This is a genomic window from Blastococcus sp. SYSU DS0552 (assembly GCF_054050815.1).
Genome location: NZ_JBJHAB010000016.1, coordinates 1 through 16804, shown reverse-complemented (window position 1 = coordinate 16804; position 16804 = coordinate 1). Strand labels below are relative to the sequence as shown.

Annotated in this window: 17 protein-coding genes; 12 read left to right on the top strand and 5 right to left on the bottom strand. The window is 74.7% G+C overall.

The window, feature by feature from the left end:
- Window positions 1-22 precede the first annotated feature (22 nt).
- From ACI8AG_RS15650 to ACI8AG_RS15635, 4 genes are all read left to right on the top strand, one after another.
- Window positions 23-367: a TfoX/Sxy family protein gene (locus ACI8AG_RS15650; RefSeq protein WP_456597777.1), complete on the top strand. Its 345-nt coding sequence runs from the start codon at window positions 23-25 to the stop codon at window positions 365-367.
- A 46-nt stretch (window positions 368-413) separates the two neighbouring features.
- Entirely contained in the window at window positions 414-1652 is a 1239-nt protein-coding gene (locus ACI8AG_RS15645) for an MFS transporter (RefSeq protein ID WP_456597776.1), read from the top strand.
- Window positions 1653-1743: 91 nt separating this feature from the next.
- Entirely contained in the window at window positions 1744-2856 is a 1113-nt protein-coding gene (locus tag ACI8AG_RS15640) for an FUSC family protein (RefSeq protein WP_456597775.1), read from the top strand.
- A 34-nt stretch (window positions 2857-2890) separates the two neighbouring features.
- Complete coding sequence (locus tag ACI8AG_RS15635; RefSeq protein ID WP_456597774.1) at window positions 2891-3913, top strand: DNA polymerase III subunit beta family protein; 1023 nt, start codon at window positions 2891-2893, stop codon at window positions 3911-3913.
- A 48-nt stretch (window positions 3914-3961) separates the two neighbouring features.
- Here the strand turns inward: ACI8AG_RS15635 and ACI8AG_RS15630 are convergent, their stop codons facing one another.
- The 3 genes from ACI8AG_RS15630 to ACI8AG_RS15620 form a co-directional block, all read right to left on the bottom strand.
- Window positions 3962-4741, bottom strand: coding sequence for an alpha/beta fold hydrolase (locus ACI8AG_RS15630; RefSeq protein WP_456597830.1), 780 nt, complete (start codon window positions 4739-4741; stop codon window positions 3962-3964).
- 108 nt (window positions 4742-4849) lie between these two features.
- Complete coding sequence (locus ACI8AG_RS15625; RefSeq protein WP_456597773.1) at window positions 4850-6106, bottom strand: acyl-CoA dehydrogenase family protein; 1257 nt, start codon at window positions 6104-6106, stop codon at window positions 4850-4852.
- 28 nt (window positions 6107-6134) lie between these two features.
- Entirely contained in the window at window positions 6135-7166 is a 1032-nt protein-coding gene (locus ACI8AG_RS15620) for a helix-turn-helix transcriptional regulator (RefSeq protein WP_456597772.1), read from the bottom strand.
- Window positions 7167-7225: 59 nt separating this feature from the next.
- On the opposite strand from ACI8AG_RS15620, the gene ACI8AG_RS15615 reads away from it, so the two are divergent.
- Window positions 7226-8395, top strand: a complete 1170-nt coding sequence (locus ACI8AG_RS15615; RefSeq protein WP_456597771.1) for an epoxide hydrolase family protein — start codon at window positions 7226-7228, stop codon at window positions 8393-8395.
- 20 nt (window positions 8396-8415) lie between these two features.
- On the opposite strand, the gene ACI8AG_RS15610 is transcribed toward ACI8AG_RS15615, so the two are convergent.
- A complete protein-coding gene (locus ACI8AG_RS15610; protein ID WP_456597770.1) occupies window positions 8416-10383 on the bottom strand; it encodes an acetoacetate--CoA ligase in 1968 nt (655 codons plus the stop codon).
- A gap of 55 nt (window positions 10384-10438) precedes the next feature.
- On the opposite strand from ACI8AG_RS15610, the gene ACI8AG_RS15605 reads away from it, so the two are divergent.
- Window positions 10439-10843, top strand: a complete 405-nt coding sequence (locus tag ACI8AG_RS15605) for a DUF2237 family protein (protein WP_456597769.1) — start codon at window positions 10439-10441, stop codon at window positions 10841-10843.
- A gap of 10 nt (window positions 10844-10853) precedes the next feature.
- Here ACI8AG_RS15605 and ACI8AG_RS15600 read toward each other — a convergent pair whose 3' ends face one another.
- Window positions 10854-11054 (bottom strand): hypothetical protein, encoded by a 201-nt coding sequence (locus tag ACI8AG_RS15600; RefSeq protein ID WP_456597768.1) that lies wholly within the window; start codon window positions 11052-11054, stop codon window positions 10854-10856.
- Between the two features lie 92 nt (window positions 11055-11146).
- Between ACI8AG_RS15600 and ACI8AG_RS15595 the strand changes: the two genes are divergently transcribed.
- The 6 genes from ACI8AG_RS15595 to ACI8AG_RS15570 all read left to right on the top strand — a co-directional run bounded on the left by ACI8AG_RS15595 (window position 11147) and on the right by ACI8AG_RS15570 (window position 16660).
- Entirely contained in the window at window positions 11147-11641 is a 495-nt protein-coding gene (locus ACI8AG_RS15595) for a glutathione peroxidase (protein ID WP_456597767.1), read from the top strand.
- A 110-nt stretch (window positions 11642-11751) separates the two neighbouring features.
- On the top strand, window positions 11752-12465 hold the full coding sequence (locus ACI8AG_RS15590; protein ID WP_456597766.1) for a mycothiol-dependent nitroreductase Rv2466c family protein: 714 nt from the start codon (window positions 11752-11754) through the stop codon (window positions 12463-12465).
- A 91-nt stretch (window positions 12466-12556) separates the two neighbouring features.
- Entirely contained in the window at window positions 12557-13612 is a 1056-nt protein-coding gene (locus tag ACI8AG_RS15585; RefSeq protein ID WP_456597765.1) for a FecCD family ABC transporter permease, read from the top strand.
- Window positions 13609-14715, top strand: coding sequence for a FecCD family ABC transporter permease (locus tag ACI8AG_RS15580; protein WP_456597764.1), 1107 nt, complete (start codon window positions 13609-13611; stop codon window positions 14713-14715). Before ACI8AG_RS15585 ends, ACI8AG_RS15580 begins: the two co-directional genes overlap by 4 nt.
- Window positions 14712-15557: an ABC transporter ATP-binding protein gene (locus tag ACI8AG_RS15575; RefSeq protein WP_456597763.1), complete on the top strand. Its 846-nt coding sequence runs from the start codon at window positions 14712-14714 to the stop codon at window positions 15555-15557. Before ACI8AG_RS15580 ends, ACI8AG_RS15575 begins: the two co-directional genes overlap by 4 nt.
- Before the next feature lie 83 nt (window positions 15558-15640).
- Window positions 15641-16660, top strand: a complete 1020-nt coding sequence (locus ACI8AG_RS15570) for an ABC transporter substrate-binding protein (protein ID WP_456590045.1) — start codon at window positions 15641-15643, stop codon at window positions 16658-16660.
- The last annotated feature ends 144 nt before the right edge of the window (window positions 16661-16804 follow it).

Below are 16804 nucleotides of genomic sequence, written 5' to 3'. Positions count from 1 at the left end.
GTCCCGGAGGAGAGGACCGCGCATGGCCTACGACGTCGCACTGGCAGACCGCGTCCGCGACGCCCTCCCCGCGGAGAAGGCCGTCCGCGAGGTGAAGATGTTCGGCGGCCTCGCGTTCATGGTCGACGAGAAGATGGTGGCCTGCGTCTCGGCCGGCGGCGGCGACCTGCTGGTGCGCGTCTCCCGCGGCCGCGATGCCGATTGCCTCGAGGTGGCCGGGGCCCGCCGGGCCGAGATGGGCGCCGGCCGGTCGATGGGCGAGGGGTGGATCGCCGTCGACGGGGCCGCCCTCGCCGCGGACGAGGACCTGCGCTTCTGGATCGACGCCGTCCTGGAGCACAACGCCGAGCAGGCTGCAGCCCGCTGACGGGGCGGGATCCCGCCCCACCCCACCCGCCTAAGCTCCTCACCTCGTGGGCCGGGTCGTCGAAGCAGTGCTCCCGGCGCGCATGGGGACGCCGTTCCGCTGGCTGGTCGGCTCCACCTGGGTGACCAACCTCGGCGACGGCATCGCGCTGGCCGCCGGGCCGCTGCTGGTGGCGTCCCAGACCAGCGACCCCTTCCTCGTCGCGCTCGCCGCCCTGCTGCAGCGGCTGCCCTGGCTGCTGTTCGGCCTCTACGCCGGGGTGCTCGCCGACCGGGTGGACCGCCGCCTGCTGGTGATCGCCGTCGACGTGGCGCGCGCCGTCGTCCTCGGCGTGCTGACGCTCGCCCTCGTCACCGGCCGAGCGGGCATCGCGGTGGTCCTCGCCGCGATGTTCCTGCTGGGCACCGCCGAGGTCTTCGCCGACACGACCTCCGGGACGCTGCTGCCGATGGTCGTCGACCGCGCCGACCTCGGCGTCGGCAACGCCCGGATGATGGCCGGTGCGCTGACCATGAACCAGATGGCCGGCCCTGCCCTGGGCGCGGTGCTGTTCGCGGCGGGCTCGGCCTGGCCGTTCCTGGTGCAGGGGCTGTGCGTGGCGCTCGGCGCGCTGCTGCTCGTGCGCATGGCGCTGCCCCCGCTCCCCCGCGCGCCGGGCGGGCGGCACGTCGGCCGGGAGATCGTCGAGGGGCTGCGCTGGACGTGGGGCAATGGCCCGGTGCGCACGCTGACGATCACGATCGTCACCTTCAACGTCACCTACGGCGCCGCGTGGTCGGTGCTGGTGCTCTACGCGACCGACCGGCTCGGGCTCGGCGCGATCGGGTTCGGGCTGCTGACCACGGTGACGGCGGTGGGGGGCCTGCTCGGCACCGCGTCCTACGACTGGCTGGCCCGGCGCGCCGACCTCGCCCTGCTCATGCGCGTCGGGCTGGTCATCGAGACCCTCACGCACCTGGGCCTGGCGCTGACCACGGTCCCGTGGGTCGCGGCGACGATCCTGTTCGTCTTCGGCGCGCACCTCTTCGTCTGGGGGACGACGTCACGGACCATCCGCATGCGGGCGGTGCCCACGGAGCTGCAGGGCCGGGTGGGCAGCCTCTACTACATCGGCGTGTTCGGCGGGATCGTCGCCGGCCAGGCGCTCGGCGGCGTCATCGCCAAGGTGTGGGGCATCACCGGGCCGTTCTGGTTCGCCTTCGTCGGCTCGGCGGTGATCCTCGCGCTCATCTGGCGCGAGCTGGCCCACGTCGCGCACGCCGACGAGGCCGCGCCCACGGGCTGACCACGAGCTCGGCCGCGGCAGCGCGTCCCCGCCCGCCGTGGTGCAATGCCAGGTCCGGGAGGACGACCTCCCGGCGACGGACGGGACGGTGATGCAGCACTCCAGCTCGCGCTCCGGCGACGGGTCCGGGCACCGCCGCTCCTGGTGGGGGTCGGCGCGCCGCACCTGGGCCCGGCACCCCCGGATCGGCCTGGCGGTGCGAGCCGCCGTCGCGGCCACGCTCGCCTGGTGGCTGGCCCTCCTGGTCCCCGGCCCCCTCTCGGACTACCCGTACTACGCCCCGCTCGGCGCGGTCATCGCCACCACCGCGTCCACCCTGGCCGGCTCGGTCCGTTCGTCGGTGCAGACGGTCGCCGCCATCGCGCTGGGTGCCGGGGTCGCCCTGGTCGGCGACGTGCTGATCGGCCAGCGGCTGGTCACCCTCGCCGTCGTCATCGCCGTCAGCGTCGTGCTCTCCGGGTGGGAGTGGCTGGGCAGCGCCAGCAGCTGGCTGTCCACGGCCGCGTTGTTCATCCTGCTCTTCGGCAACGAGAACACGACGGCGTACGTGCTCGGCTACCTCGGGCTCACCTTCATGGGGGCGCTCGTCGGCCTCGCCGTGACCGCCGCCTTCCCGCCGCTTCCCCTGGCACCGGCGGAACAGTCGCTCGCGACCCTGCGGGACGCCCTCGCCGGGCAGCTGGACGACCTGGTCGACGGGTTGCGGCAGGACCACCCACCTACGCAGGACGAGTGGCGCGGCCGGATCCGCACGCTCGACCCGCTGCTGGCCCACATGCGCGACGCCGTCCGCCAGACCGACGAGGCCCGCCGGGGCAACCGCCGCGCGACCCGGTACCGGGAGGCGGCCGACCGTCAGTACCGGCAGGCCCGGGCGCTGGAGCGCCTGACGCTGCTCGTCGAGGACCTCACCCAGTTGATCGCCGAGACCGAGCTCGCCGACCGGGAGACGGTCCCGCTGGGGCCGCGGCTGCGACCTGCGGCGTCCCGGGCCCTGGCCGCCCTGGCGGACGTGCTCCGCTCGGTCGGCGGCGCGACGGCCGACCCCGAGGCCGTCCGCCGGGCCGATGCCGCGCTTGCCGAGTTCACCACCGAGCTGCGCCGCGCCCGGGCCACCACCGACGACGACCTGCTGGACGCCGGAAACATCGCCGGGGCCGTCCGCCGGTCGCTGGAGTCCGTCCGCCCGGCGGGCGATGCTTGACCCTCGACCCGGTCGAGGCCCGAGGGTCCGGGGCGTGGAGGAACGCATGCGGGGGATCGGCCGGATGGCGCGCGACTCGGGCCTGACGGTGAGCGCCCTGCGGTTCTACGACGGCGCCGGCGTGCTCGTGCCGGCCCGCGTGGACCCGTGGAGCGGCTACCGCTGGTACAGCGACGAGCAGGTCGTCGTCGCCCGGCTCGTCGCCCGGCTGCGGCGGGTGGACATGCCGCTCGCCGAGATCCGCCGGGTGGTCGAGCACCGGGACGACCCGGCCGTCGCCGTTGTCGTCCTCGAGGCGCACCTGCGGCGCCTGGAGGACGGGCTGGCCGACGCCCGCCGCGAGCTCTTCCACGCCCGATCCCTACTGGCCCAGGAGAGCCTCATGACCAGCATCCGCAGCACGACCGCGACCTTCCTCGACGCCCTGCGGGGCGTGCGCTTCGCCGTCGGCCGCGACCCCGAACTACCGGCGCTCACCGGCGTGCTCCTCGACGCCGACGCCGACGACGTCCGCCTGGTGGCCACCGACCGCTACCGCCTGGCCGTGCGAACCCTGGCCGACGCCGCCGTGGAGGGCCAGGCCGTCAGCGCCGTCCTCCCCGTGGCGCTGGTCGACGAGGCGCTGCTGACCCTGACGCCCGACGACGGCCCCCTGACCGTCTCGGTGGACGGCGCGGACGTCGTCCTCGCGGCCGGCGACAGGTCGGTGCGCGGGCGCCGCGTGGACGCCGACTTCCCCGACTACCGCCGGATCGTGCGGGCGTCGGGCAGCTCCCGGGTCGAGGTCGACGTCGCGCGGTTCCGCGAGCAGCTGGCCGCCGCCCCGATCCGGACGGTGCGCAGCCCGGAGGACGGCGCCGAGCACGCCGCCACCGTGCTGAGCCTCGGCGACGTCGAGGTGGGCGTGAACCGCGAGTTCCTGCTCCAGGCCCTGGACGCCGAGGACGCCGGCCAGCTGGTGCTCGACCTCGACGGGCCGATCGCGCCGCTGGTCATGTGGGCACCGGGCCGGTCCGGCGACCTCAGCATGCTGATGCCGATCCGCCTGCCCGCCTGAGCGTTGCGCCCGTCGGGGCCCCGGGACACCGCGGCCCCGGCCGGCGACTCAGCCCGAGGTGCGGTCGAGCACCAGCCGGACGGTCTCCTCGGGCTGGTCCCACAGCGGGAAGTGGCCGGACCGCGCGAACCAGTGCAGCTCCGCGTCGGGGAACGCCGCGGCGGCCCGGGCCGCCTGGCGGGCCAGGGTGACCCGGTCCCGGCGACCCCAGCCGATGGTCAGGCGGCCCGGGAGCGTCCCGGCCGGGGCGCCCTGCTGCCGGGTTCCGCAGGCCAGGTCGTCGAGCACCACGTTGAAGGACGGCGAGTCGACGTAGCCCTCGAGCTCGGTGCGGACGACGTCGGCGTCCAGGGCCCAGGGGCGCGCGGAGAACTGCGCCAGCAGCGCCGTCCGGCCGGCCGGGCTGCCCAGGAGCACCGGCAGGGCGGGCCGGATACGGCGGAGGAGGGCCACCGACGCGGCGATGCTGGCGCGGAAGACCGCCGCCTCCCGGCCGGTCCAGAACCCGCCCGGATCGAGGGCGACGTTGTCCGCACCCGTCCCCCGCCGGCTGAGCTCGAGCACCGTCCGGGCGCCCAGCGAGCTCCCGACCAGCGACGCCTCGGCCAGCCCCTCGGCGCGCAGCCACTGCTCGAGGGCGTCGGTGAGGGTGTCCATGGAGGGCTCGGGCAGCGGTCGGCTGCCACCGGCGAACCCCGGCAGGTCGACGGCGACGACGGTGCGGTGCGCGCTCAGCCCTGGGAGCACGGGCTGCCAGGTGCGCCAGGACCCCCCGAGACCGTGCACCAGGACGAGCGGCGGCCCGGAGCCGGCGCGGTGCGCGGTCATCGTCACCGCTCGCCCCTACCCCGTCGCGCACCCGCGACGCGCCCCGGGCAAAGGAGGCTATGCATGCGTACCGGGCGCGAATCCTGCAGGTAGAGCTTCCTTTGCCTCTCAGCTCAACGGCGAGCGGGGGAGCAGCCGGTCGCTGATGATCCGCTTCTGGATCTCGCTGGTGCCCTCGAAGATCGTGGTCAGCCGGGCGTCCCGCCAGTGCCGCTCCACCTGCCGCTCGGTGGTGTAGCCGTTCCCGCCGTGCAGCTGCATGGCCTGGTTGGTCACCCGCACCGACATCTCGGTGGCCTCCAGCTTCACCATCGACGCCTCCTTGTGCACCGGCAGCCCCAGGTCGAGCAGGTGGGCGACCTGGCGGTAGAAGGCGCGCGACTGCTCGATCTGCGCCGCCATCTCCGCGACGGCGAAGCGCAGCGCCTGGAAGTCGCCGATCGGGTGACCGAACTGCTCGCGCTCCTGCAGGTAGCGGATGCAGTCCTCCAGCGCCGCGCGCGCCAGCCCCACGGCCCGGGCCGCGGTGTGCACGCGGGCGGTGTTGAGGAACTTCTGCGCCTCGGCGAATCCCGCCTGCTTCGCGGCGTCCCCCTCCTCGGCGCTCTCCTCCTGGGCGGCTTTCGCCTGGTCGATCACGTTCTCCCGGGGGATCCGGACGCCGTCGAAGGTGAGGTCCCAGGTGAGGAAGCCGTGGTAGCCGATCTTGTCGATCGGGGAGCCGGACAGGCCCTCGGGGAACTCCCCGCGCTCCTTCTCCAGCAGCAGGTTGATCAGCCCGGCCGAGCGGGACTCCCCCGGCTCCGGGTCGCGCTCGCGCACCAGGACCTGGATGAAGTCGGCGGCCTTGGCGTTGCCGCACCAGCGCTTGCGGCCGGTGACGACCCACTCGTCGCCGTCGAGCACCGCCCGGGTGGAGACGCCGGCGAGGTCGGAGCCGGCGTCGGGCTCCGAGAGCGCGATCGCGCCGATCCACTCCCCCCGGGCGCTGCGGCCCAGCAGCTCGTGCCGCCGGTCGGCGTCGAGGACCGCCGTCCCCAGACCCTGGGAGCGGGCCAGGATGCTCGCCGTCGACATCCAGGCGCGGGCCAGCTCCTCGCTGACCATGCAGTACTCGAAGACGCCGAGGCCCAGCCCGCCCTGCTCCGCGGGCACGGTGATGCCGAAGTAGCCCAGCTCGGCCAGCCGCGCCAGCAGGGACGCCGGGATCTCGCCCTTCTGCGGGTCGAGCTCGTTCGCGACCGGCAGCACCTCCTCCATCGCGAACCGGCGCGCCTGCTCCTGCAGCGCCTCCCGCTCCGGGGTGTGCCACGGCGGCAGCAGCACCGGCGGCTGCGGCTCGCGGATCTCGTCGGTGCTGGTCATGGCTCGTCCTCCTCGTCGAGGGCGGTGATCACTCCACCTTGGCGGCTGCCTGTTCCCCCGGCACGCCGTCGTCACCCGCGAGGTGAGCAGCCTCACGGGTGGGCCGCGTCGTGGCGGCGGCGTAGCGGGCCGCGAGAACGCGCAGCCGCTCGACGAGCTCCGGCGGCTCGAGCACCCGGAAGTCCAGGCCCAGCAGCGAGATGTACACGGCCATCGTCTCGAAGCTGTCCGCCCCCGTCACGAGCGTGCTGGTGCGTGAGTCGACCGGCTCGACGACGCCGACGGCCGGGTTGATCCGGGCACGCACCTCGGCGGCCGGCGCCAGCACGGTGATCCGGGCGTGGACGGCCCACCCCTCCGAGGCCACCGCCCGCATGACGTAGGCGCGCAGGTCCTCGGTGGGCAGGGGCTCCGGGGTGAACCGCCGGCCGGTGCGGGGGCCGAGGGCCAGGCGGTCGACCCGGAACACCCGCCAGCGGCCGCTCTCCGGCTCGCGACCCAGCAGGTACCACCGGCGCTCCCAGCTGACGAGCCGGTACGGCTCGACGAGCACGCGGACGCCGTCGTGCTCGAAGCGCAGCCACTCCACGTCCCGGATCGCCGCCGCCACCGCGGTGAGCACGGTCGGGTCGACCGGCGGATCCTCCTCGGGTGTGCCCGCGTCGTCGGCGATCTGGGTGGTGGCCGCCGTCAGGCTGCTGACCTGGCGGCGCAGGCGTGCGGGCAGCACCTGCTCGAGCTTCGCCAGTGCCCGCGCGCTGGTCTCCGCGACGCGCTCGATCGCGCTCGCCGACGCAGCCCGCAGGCCGAGCGCGAGGGCGACGGCCTCGTCGTCGTCGAGCAGCAGCGGCGGGAGCGATGCGCCGGCCCCGAGCCGGTAGCTCCCCAGCGAGCCGCGGGTGGCCTCCACGGGATAGCCGAGGGTGCGCAGTCGCTCCACGTCGTTGCGGACGGTCCGCGTCGTCACCCCCAGACGGTCCGCGAGCTCCGGCCCCGACCAGGCCGGCCGGGCCTGCAGCAGGGCGAGCAGGGCCAGCAGGCGGGCCGACGTCTCGAGCACCGGAGAATCCTCGCACCAACAGGAACAAGGTGTTCCTGTTGGCCTCCTAGGTTCGTCCCATGACCTCCACGACGGACACTCCGACCACCTCCTCCGCCGGCATCCGGCCGTTCCGGGTCGAGATCCCGCAGGCCGACCTCGACGACCTCCTCGCCCGGCTGGGGCGCACCCGCTTCCCGGCACCCGCCCCGGGCGACGACTGGACCTACGGCGTCCCGAACAGCTACCTGGTCGACGTCGTCGAGCAGTGGCGCACCGCGTACGACTGGCGCGCGGCGGAGGCGCGGATGAACGAGTTCCCGCACTTCCTCACCGAGATCGACGGGCAGACGATCCACTTCCTGCACGTTCCGTCGGTGGAGGCCGGCGCCACCCCGTTGCTGCTGCTGCACAGCTACCCGGGCTCCTTCGTCGACTTCCTCGAGCTCATCCGCTCGCTGACCGATCCGGTCGCCCACGGCGGTGCGGCCGAGGACGCCTTCTCCGTGGTGGTGCCCTCGATGCCGGGGTTCGCCTTCAGCACCCCGGTCACGGACCGCGGCTGGACCACGGCCCGCGTGGCCCGCACCTACGACTCCCTCATGCGACGGCTCGGCTACGACAGCTACGGCGCGCACGGCAGCGACACCGGGGCGATGGTCGCCCGCGAACTCGGCCTGCTCGAGCCGGCGGGCTTCCTCGGCGCCCACGTCCTGCAGCTGTTCTCGTTCCCCTCGGGCGACCCGGCCGAGTTCGAGAAGCTCGAGCCGAAGGACCACGCGGCGCTGGAGCACCTGCAGTGGTTCCAGTCGGTCGGCGGCTACAACGCGCTCAACGCCTCGCGCCCGCAGACCGTCGCCGCCGCGTTGTCGGACTCCCCCGTCGGGCAGCTCGCGTGGAACGAGCTCTTCCAGTCCTTCGGCAACGGCACGAGCCTCGTCACCACCGAGCAGATCCTCACCGAGGTCACCCTCGAGTGGCTCACGAACACCTCGGCGAGCGTCGGCCGGTACCACTACGAGGAGGCCCACGCGCAGCGCGAGCCGGCCGTCAACCACTCGCCCGTCGGCGTCGCGGTCTTCTCCGACGACTTCAAGAGCATCCGCGCCTTCGCCGAGCGGGACAACGACGCCATCGTCCACTGGAGCGAGTTCGAGGGCGGGGGGCACTACGCGGCGCTCGAACGGCCGGACGTCCTCGCCGGCGACATCCAGGCCTTCTTCGCCACGCTGGCGCGCACCGCCCGCTGACCGCCGGGCGGTCGGTGCGGCTAGCGCGTGCGGTCCCTCGCCAGCCGGATGAAGTGCTCGACCAGCGCGGCGTCGTCGACGGTGCCGGTGTTCACGGCCTTCGCCGGGTCCACGCCCTGGAACAGCCGCTTGAGCGGCACCTCCAGCCGCTTGCCGGTGCGGGTGTGCGGCACGCCGGGGACGGCGATGACCTCGTCGGGCACGTGGCGCGGGCTGGCCGTCGTCCGGATCTCCTCCCGGAGCCGCCCCACGAGCTCGTCGGTCAGCTCCTCCCCCGGGGCGAGCTGCACGAACAGCGGCATCCAGTAGCCGCCCTCGGGCAACTCGACCCCGAGCACGACGCAGTCGACGACCTCGGGGAAGGCCTCGACGGCGGCGTAGATGTCCGCGGTGCCCATGCGCACCCCGCCGCGGTTGAGCGTGGAGTCCGACCGGCCGGTGATGATGCAGGTGCCGCGCTCGGTGATCTCCAGCCAGTCGCCGTGCCGCCACACCCCGGGCCACGGCTCGAAGTACGCCGCCCGGTACCGCGCGCCGTCCGGGTCGTTCCAGAAGTACAGCGGCATCGAGGGCATCGGCTCGGTGACCACCAGCTCCCCCAGCTCGCCGACCACCGGCTCGCCCTGCTCGTTCCACGACTCCACGGCCACACCCAGCATGGGCCGCTGCAGCTCGCCCACCGTGACCGGGAGCAGCGGTGAGCTCCCGATGAAACCGGTGGCGACGTCGGTGCCACCGGACGCGGAGACCAGTTGCAGGTCCGTGCCGACGGCGTCGTAGACCCAGCGGTAGGAGGCCTCGGGCAGGGGGGAGCCGGTGCAGCCGAGCACGCGCAGCGCGGAGAGGTCGTGGTCGTCGCCGGGGCGGACGCCGGCCTTCTGGCAGGCGCCCAGGTACCCGGGGCTGGTGCCCAGCAGGGTGATCCCGACCTTCGCGGCGAGGGCGAACTGCGCGTCCACGGTCGGGTAGGCGGGCGCCCCGTCGTGGAGCACCGCCGTGGCGCCCGACAGCAGCGAGGAGGCGACGACGTTCCACATCATCCAGGCGGTGGAGGTGTACCAGTAGAAGCGGGCGCCCGGCGCCAGGTCCTGGTGCAGCAGCCCCCACTTGAGGTGCTCCAGGACCACCCCGCCGTGGCCGTGCACGATCCCCTTGGGGAGCCCGGTCGTGCCCGACGAGTAGACGATCCACAGCGGCGCGTCGAACGGCGTCGGCTCGAACGCCGGGTCCTGCCGGTCGGCGACGGCGTCGGCCCAGGGCAGGGCGCCGTCGGGCACCTCGTCGGGGAAGAGCCGGGGGACGGCGATCGTCGTCCGCACCGTGGGCAGCGCCTCGCGCAGCTGCGCCACCACCTCACGCCGGTCGTGCGCTCGCCCGTTGAACCGGTACCCGTCGACGGCGACCAGCACGGTGGGCTCGATCTGGGCGAACCGGTCGAGGACGGCGCGGGTGCCGAAGTCGGGCGCGCAGGACGACCAGACGGCCCCGACCGCGGCCGCGCCGAGGAAGGCGACGATCGTCTCGGGGACGTTGGGCAGGTAGCCGGCGACCCGGTCACCGGGACGGACGCCGAGGCGGCGCAGCGTGGCGGCGAAGGCCCCCACCTGGCCACGGAGTTCGGCCCACGGGATCTCGACGGGCTCGGTGTCCTCCGCGACGGCGATCAGCGCGGGCCGGTCGTCGGCGGCCTGGCGGAACACCTGCTCGGCGTAGTTGACCGCCGTCCCCGGGAACCAGACCGCGCCCGGCATCTCGCGGGAGGTGAGCACCTGGTCATCGGGGACGTCGAGCACGCCGGTCCAGCGGGCGAGGTCACCCCAGAACTGGTCGAGGTGCTCGATCGACCACCGCCACAGGGTGTCGTAGTCGACCGGGTCACCGAAGGAGAGGCCGCGGCGCTGCGCCACCCAGCCGGCGAAGGCGGCGCTCCGGGTGCCGGCGATCGACGCGGCGGTGGGCCGCCAGAGGATCTCGGGGATCTCGCTCACGCCCGCACCATGCCATCCTGGACGCCCGCCGACCACGTCCACCCGAGGAGGGCCCGTGCTGCCCGACCCCGCCGGCGAGCGGAACGTCCTCGGTGGGCCGCTGGAGCCCTGCGGCACGGACCCGGTCACCGGCTTCTACCGCGACGGGCACTGCCGCAGCGGCCCCGACGACCTCGGCCGGCACACGGTCTGCACCGTCGTCTCCACCGAGTTCCTGGCGGTGCAGCGGGAGCTGGGCAACGACCTCAGCACCCCGCGCCCGGAATACGGCTTCCCCGGTCTGCGGCCGGGCGATCGCTGGTGCGTGGTCGCCACCCGCTGGCTGCAGGCCTACCAGGCGGGTGCGGCGGCGGGGGTCGTCCTGGCCGCCACCAACGCCCGCGCCCTGGAGGTCGTGCCGCTGGAGGCGTTGCGCCGCTACGCCGTCGACGTCCCGGACGACGCCAGCGGTCTGGGCTGAACCGCCGGGCTCAGCCCCCGGACCCTCCACCGCCGAGCATCCAGCTGTGCTTGTTGACCGCGCCGCGCGCGTCCGGGCCGTCCGTCCGGTCGCGGTCGAGGCGGCCGTCGGGCAGCTCGTCGCGCCACTCCTCCTGCCGCGGCCCGCGCCGGAGGTAGAGGGTCGCGGCGACCACCACCAGCACCGCCGCCGTGATCAGCAGCCACTCCACGGGACCTCCTCGTGCCGGACGCCCACCACCCTAGGCGCCGCGGTGGGGGCCGGCCTGGAATGAACCCTCGGCCGGCGGCGCTGCGGCCGGGCATGAGCGACCTCCTCGACACGCCCGTGACCACGCTGCAGGGCGCCGCCACGACACTGCGGGAGCTGACCGCCGGCGGCCCGGCGCTGGTCGTCAACGTGGCCAGCCGCTGCGGCCTGACCCCGCAGTACACCGCCCTGGAGGCGCTGCATGAGGAGTACCGCGACCGCGGCTTCACCGTCGTGGGCGTGCCCTGCAACCAGTTCATGGGGCAGGAGCCCGGCACCGCCGAAGAGATCGAGCAGTTCTGCTCGGCCACCTACGGCGTCACCTTCCCGCTGACGGAGAAGGCCGAGGTGAACGGCCCGGGCGCGCACCCGCTCTTCCGGCAGCTCACCGCCGTGCCCGACGTGGACGGGCAGAACGGTGACGTCGCCTGGAACTTCGAGAAGTGGGTGCTCAGCGGCCAGGGCGAGGTGGTGGCCCGCTTCCGGCCGCGCACCGAGCCCGACGCCCCCGAGGTCCGGGCCGCGATCGAGTCGGTCCTGCCGGTCTGACGCCGGCCCCTCACCCCAGGCTCGTGGTCGCGACCCCGGCCGCACGGTGCTGGGGTCGCGGCCCCAGCACTGGGGCGGCGCGGTCGGGCGGGAGGGCCTAGGTTCGCGCCATGGCCGATCTCCGCTTCTGGTTCGACCCGGTCTGCCCGTTCGCCTGGATGACGAGCAAGTGGGTCCGGCAGGTGAGCGCGCAGCGGGAGTACGCCGTCGAGTGGCGGTTCATCTCGCTGCGGCTGCTCAACGCCCACGTCGACTACGCCAGCCACTTCCCGCCCGAGTACGAGGCCGGGCACACGTCGGGTCTGCGCCTGCTGCGGGTCGCCGCCCGCACCCGCGCCGAGCACGGCCCCGAGGCCGTCGGCCCGCTCTACGCGGCGCTCGGCGCACGCGTCTTCGAGCAGCCCGCGAACCCGGGCGACGAGGCGCGGCGCGGCACCCGGGAGTTCGCCGAGCCGGCGCTCGCCGAGGCGGGGCTGCCCACGGCGCTCGCCGAGGCCGTGGACGACGACAGCTGGGACGCGCAGATCCAGGCGGAGACCGACGAGGCGCTCGGGCTCGCCGGCAAGGACGTCGGGACGCCGATCCTGCACTTCCGCCCCCCCGAGGGTGTGGCGTTCTTCGGGCCGGTCATCAGCCGGCTGCCCGCCGAGGACGAGGCCGTCGCGCTGTGGGACCACGTCGTGGGGCTCGCCTCCTTCCCCGGCTTCGCCGAGCTGAAGCGCAGCCTGCGCGAGCGCCCCCAGCTGCCGGCCTTCGGCGTGCAGCCCGGCGAGATCGGCCGGCAGGAGGACTGGCACGGCGGGAGCCGCCGGCAGAAGCGCTGAGCTGTCGCGGCCCCATGCGGGAGTGGCGGGATCGACCGGGCGAGCTAAGGTAAGCCTTATCTGACCACGCCGTCCGTCCCGGGAGCTGCTCGTGGCCACCACGGTCGACGTCCCGGCCCGGGACTCGGCACGACCTCCGGCACCGCCGGCGCGCGGCCGACGGCTGGGCACGCTGGCCCTGCTGCTGGTGCTGGTCGTCGCCGCCGCGCTGGCCAGCATCGCGGTCGGCACGCGCTCCATCGGCCTCGCCGACGTGTGGCGGTCGCTGCTCGACTCGGCGCTGGGTTCCGAGGAGGCGGTGATCGTCCGGCAGCTGCGGGTCCCCCGCACGGTGCTGGGGCTCATGGTCGGTGCGGCGCTGGGCGTGGCCGGGGCCCTGATGCAGGGGCACACCCGCAACCCGCTGGGCGACCCCGGGCTGCTCGGCGTGACCGCCGGCGCCAGCCTCGCCGTCGTGCTGGCCATCGCCGCGCTGGGCATCCGGACGCCCGGTGGCTACGTCTGGTTCGCCTTCGCCGGCGCCCTGGTCGGCACGGTCCTGGTCTACGCGATCGGCTCGGCCGGGCGCGGCGGGGCCACACCGGTCACCCTGGCGCTCGCGGGGGCCGCGCTGTCGGCGCTGTTCTTCGCCCTGGTGCGCGCCGTCGTCGTCACCGACGAGCAGACCCTGGACAGCTTCCGGTTCTGGGTGGTCGGCTCGCTGGCCGGCCGCGGGGCCGACATCGCCTGGCAGGTGGGCCCGTTCATCGCGGCCGGGGTGGTGCTCGCCCTGGCCAACGCCCCGGCGCTGAACCTGCTCGGGCTCGGTGAGGACGTCGCCCGCGGCCTGGGCCAGCGCGTCTGGCAGGCGCGGACGATCGGCCTGGCCGCCATCACCCTGCTGGCCGGCGCCGCGACCGCCGCCTGCGGGCCGATCGCCTTCGTCGGCCTGGTCGTGCCGCACGTCGTCCGCGCGCTCACCGGCCCCGACCACCGGTGGCTGATCCCCTGCTCCGGCCTCCTGGGCGCCGCGCTGCTGCTGGCCGCCGACGTGATCGGCCGCGTCGTGGCCCGCCCGGGGGAGCTGCAGGTCGGCATCGTCCTGGCGCTCATCGGGGCGCCGTTCTTCGTCGCGCTCGTGCGACGTCGCCGGACGGTCACCCTGTGACCGCCACCGCCCCGGCCCGCCCGCGGCCCGCGCCGACCGCCCGCCCCCCGCTGCGCAGCGGCACGCCCGTGCGCGTGGGCCCGGTCTCGGCGATCGTCCGCTGGCGCGACGTCGTCGTGCCGGTGGCCGCGCTGGCCGCGCTGGTGCTGGTCTCGGCCCTGAGCATGGGGCGCGGCGACTACCCGATCGGCGTCGGCGAGGTGCTGCGGACGCTGGTCGGCCTGGGGGAGCAGACGCAGGAGTTCATCGTCCTGCAGCTGCGCGCCCCGCGGGTCGTCGTCGGCGCGCTGGTCGGGCTGGCCCTCGGGGTCTCCGGCGCGCTCTTCCAGACCTTCGCCCGCAACCCGCTCGCCTCCCCCGACACCCTGGGCATCACCAGCGGCGCCTCGGTGGGGGCGGTGGCGGCCATCGTGCTGACCAGCGGCACCTCCACCGGCGAGGTGCTGGGCGGTCTCGGCGTCCCCCTGGCCGCGCTGCTGGGCGGCCTGGTCACCGGCGTGCTGCTGTTCGTGCTGGCCTGGCGGGCGGGGATCGACGGGTACCGGCTGGTCCTCATCGGCATCGCGCTGTGGTCGGTCGGCGCCGCGCTGGTCGACTGGCTGCTCACCCGCGCCGAGATCTACGACGCCGCGTCGGCGTACGTGTGGATCACCGGCTCGCTCAACGCCCGCACCTGGAACGACGCGCTGCCCCTCGCCGTCGCCGTCGCCGTGCTGCTCCCGCCGGCGCTCGCCGCCGGCCGGGCGCTGGGGGTCATGCAGTTCGGCGACGACACCGCGCGCGGGCTCGGCGTGCGGCTGGCCGGGGCGCAGACCGCGGTCGTGCTGCTCGCGGTGGGCCTCGTCGGCTTCGCGGTCTCGGCCGCCGGGCCGATCACGTTCGTGGCCCTGGTCGTGCCGCAGATCGCGGTGCGGCTGACCCGCGGCTCGCGCCCGCCGCTGCTGACCTCGGGGCTGCTCGGTGCGCTGCTGGTCGTGGCCGCCGACCTGGTGACCCGGACGATGCTCCCCCAGGCCCTGCCGGTCGGCATCCTCACCGCCGCGATCGGCGCTCCCTACCTGCTCTGGCTCCTGGTCCGTGGAAGGCGGCGAGCGACAGCATGACGATCCACCCGGGTACCGAGGTGCTGCACCGGACGGAGCCCGCCGCCCCACCGGCACCCGTGCGGCTGGCGGCGGAGGAGCTCCGGCTGGCCTACGACGACCAGGTCGTCGTGGACGGGCTCGACCTCGCGCTGACCGAGGGCTCCTTCACCGCGATCGTGGGTCCGAACGGCTGTGGCAAGTCCACGCTGCTGCGCGCGCTCGGCCGGCTGCTGCGCCCGGCGTCGGGCCAGGTGCTGCTGGACGGCCGGTCGATCGCCCGCACGCCGACCCGCGAGGTGGCGAAGGTGCTCGGCCTCCTGCCGCAGACGCCGGTGGCCCCCGAGGGGCTCAGCGTCGGCGACCTGGTGGCCCGCGGGCGGCACCCGCACCAGACGTGGCTGCGCCAGTGGTCGCGCGACGACGAGGCCCTGGTGGCCGAGGCGCTGTCCTGGACGGGCATGGCCGAGCTCGCCGACCGCCCGGTCGACGCGCTCTCCGGCGGCCAGCGGCAGCGGGCCTGGATCTCGATGGCGCTGGCGCAGGGCACCGACCTGCTGCTGCTCGACGAGCCCACCACCTACCTCGACCTCTCCCACCAGATCGACGTCCTGGACCTGGTGGGCCGGCTGCACGCCGAGCGGGGCCGGACGGTCGTGGTCGTGCTGCACGACCTCAACCTCGCCGCCCGGTACGCCCAGCGGCTGGTGGCGATGAAGGACGGTGCGCTCGTCGCCTCGGGCACCCCGCACGAGGTGCTCACCGAGCACCTCCTCGCCGAGGTGTTCGACCTCGAGGCCCGGGTGCTCCCCGACCCGGTGACGGGGACGCCGATGGTCGTGCCGGTGCGCCGCCTGCGGTGACCCGCCTTCCCTCCGGGACTTAGGGCAGGCTAACCTTCCCTCGATCGGGATGATCATGCATCCCCGCACCCGAGGGAGTCCCCTTGCACCGCACCTCTCGCCGCCTGCTCGGCGGCTTCCTGGCCCTGGGCACGGCCGTCGGCCTCAGCGCCTGCGGGTCCGAGGACACGGACACCGACGCGGGCGCCGGTACGGAGCCGACCGCCTCCGGCGAGGCCTGGGAGTACACCGACGCCCTGGACAACACCGTCGAGCTGGACGAGACGCCGACCCGGATCGCCGGCCTCAACGACGTCATGGCCTCGCTGTGGAACTACGGCGTCGAGCCGGTGGCCACCTTCGGCCAGACCTCCGCGGCCGACGACGTCGCGTTCGAGGGGCGCGACCTCTCCGACGTCGAGATCGTGGGCGAGACCTACGGGCAGATCGACCTCGAGCAGCTGGCCGCGGCCGACCCCGACCTGATCATCACCTCGGTCTACCCGGTGGACTCGGCGGGGACGCTGGACCCGTCGTCGCCGCCGTACGGCATCGAGTCGCCCGAGCAGCTCGAGCAGCTCGAGCAGATCGCCCCCGTCGTCGCCATCGCCTACCGCGGGTCGGCCGCCGACGTCATGGAGGAGGTGGCCGACCTCGCCGAGAGCCTGGGCGCGGACTCCGGCACCATCGAGTCGGCCCGCGCCGAGTACGAGGAGGCCGCGGCGGCGCTCACCGAGGCCGGCGAGAAGGGCCTCAGCGTCCTGCCGGTCTACGCCACCCCCTCGGAGGGCTGGTGGATGGGCAAGGCCGAGGACGACCCGGCCCTGCGCCTCTACTCCGACCTCGGCGTCGACTTCGTCGACCTGGGCGAGGAGGGCTACTTCTGGAAGCCGGTGGGCTGGGAGCAGGTGCCCGACTACCCCAGCGACGTGCTCCTGTACTCGCTGCGCGGGGGGATGACCCCCGAGGAGATGGCCACCCAGCCGACCGCCGCCCGGCTGCCGGCCCTCCAGGCCGACCAGGCCTACCCGTGGAAGTACATCGGCATGGACTACGCCGCTCAGGCCGAGTACATGCAGGAGCTGGCCGACTGGCTGACCGAGGCCGAGGACGTCACGCCCTGACGCACCGTCCCACTGCCGAGATCACGTGATCTCGGCGCAGCACGGCCCCGGGGGGGGGGGGGGGGGGGGGGGGGGGGGGGGGGGGGGGGGGGGGGGGGGGGGGGGGGGGGGGGGGGGGGGGGGGGGGGGGGGGGGGGGGGGGGG

Coding starts and splice junctions, on each gene's coding strand:
- ACI8AG_RS15615 (WP_456597771.1), top strand. CDS start 7,226: ATGACCTCCACGACGGACACTCCGACCACCTCCTCCGCCGGCATCCGG.
- ACI8AG_RS15650 (WP_456597777.1), top strand. CDS start 23: ATGGCCTACGACGTCGCACTGGCAGACCGCGTCCGCGACGCCCTCCCC.
- ACI8AG_RS15625 (WP_456597773.1), bottom strand. CDS start 6,106: ATGACCAGCACCGACGAGATCCGCGAGCCGCAGCCGCCGGTGCTGCTG.
- ACI8AG_RS15575 (WP_456597763.1), top strand. CDS start 14,712: ATGACGATCCACCCGGGTACCGAGGTGCTGCACCGGACGGAGCCCGCC.
- ACI8AG_RS15590 (WP_456597766.1), top strand. CDS start 11,752: ATGGCCGATCTCCGCTTCTGGTTCGACCCGGTCTGCCCGTTCGCCTGG.
- ACI8AG_RS15630 (WP_456597830.1), bottom strand. CDS start 4,741: ATGACCGCGCACCGCGCCGGCTCCGGGCCGCCGCTCGTCCTGGTGCAC.
- ACI8AG_RS15595 (WP_456597767.1), top strand. CDS start 11,147: ATGAGCGACCTCCTCGACACGCCCGTGACCACGCTGCAGGGCGCCGCC.
- ACI8AG_RS15640 (WP_456597775.1), top strand. CDS start 1,744: ATGCAGCACTCCAGCTCGCGCTCCGGCGACGGGTCCGGGCACCGCCGC.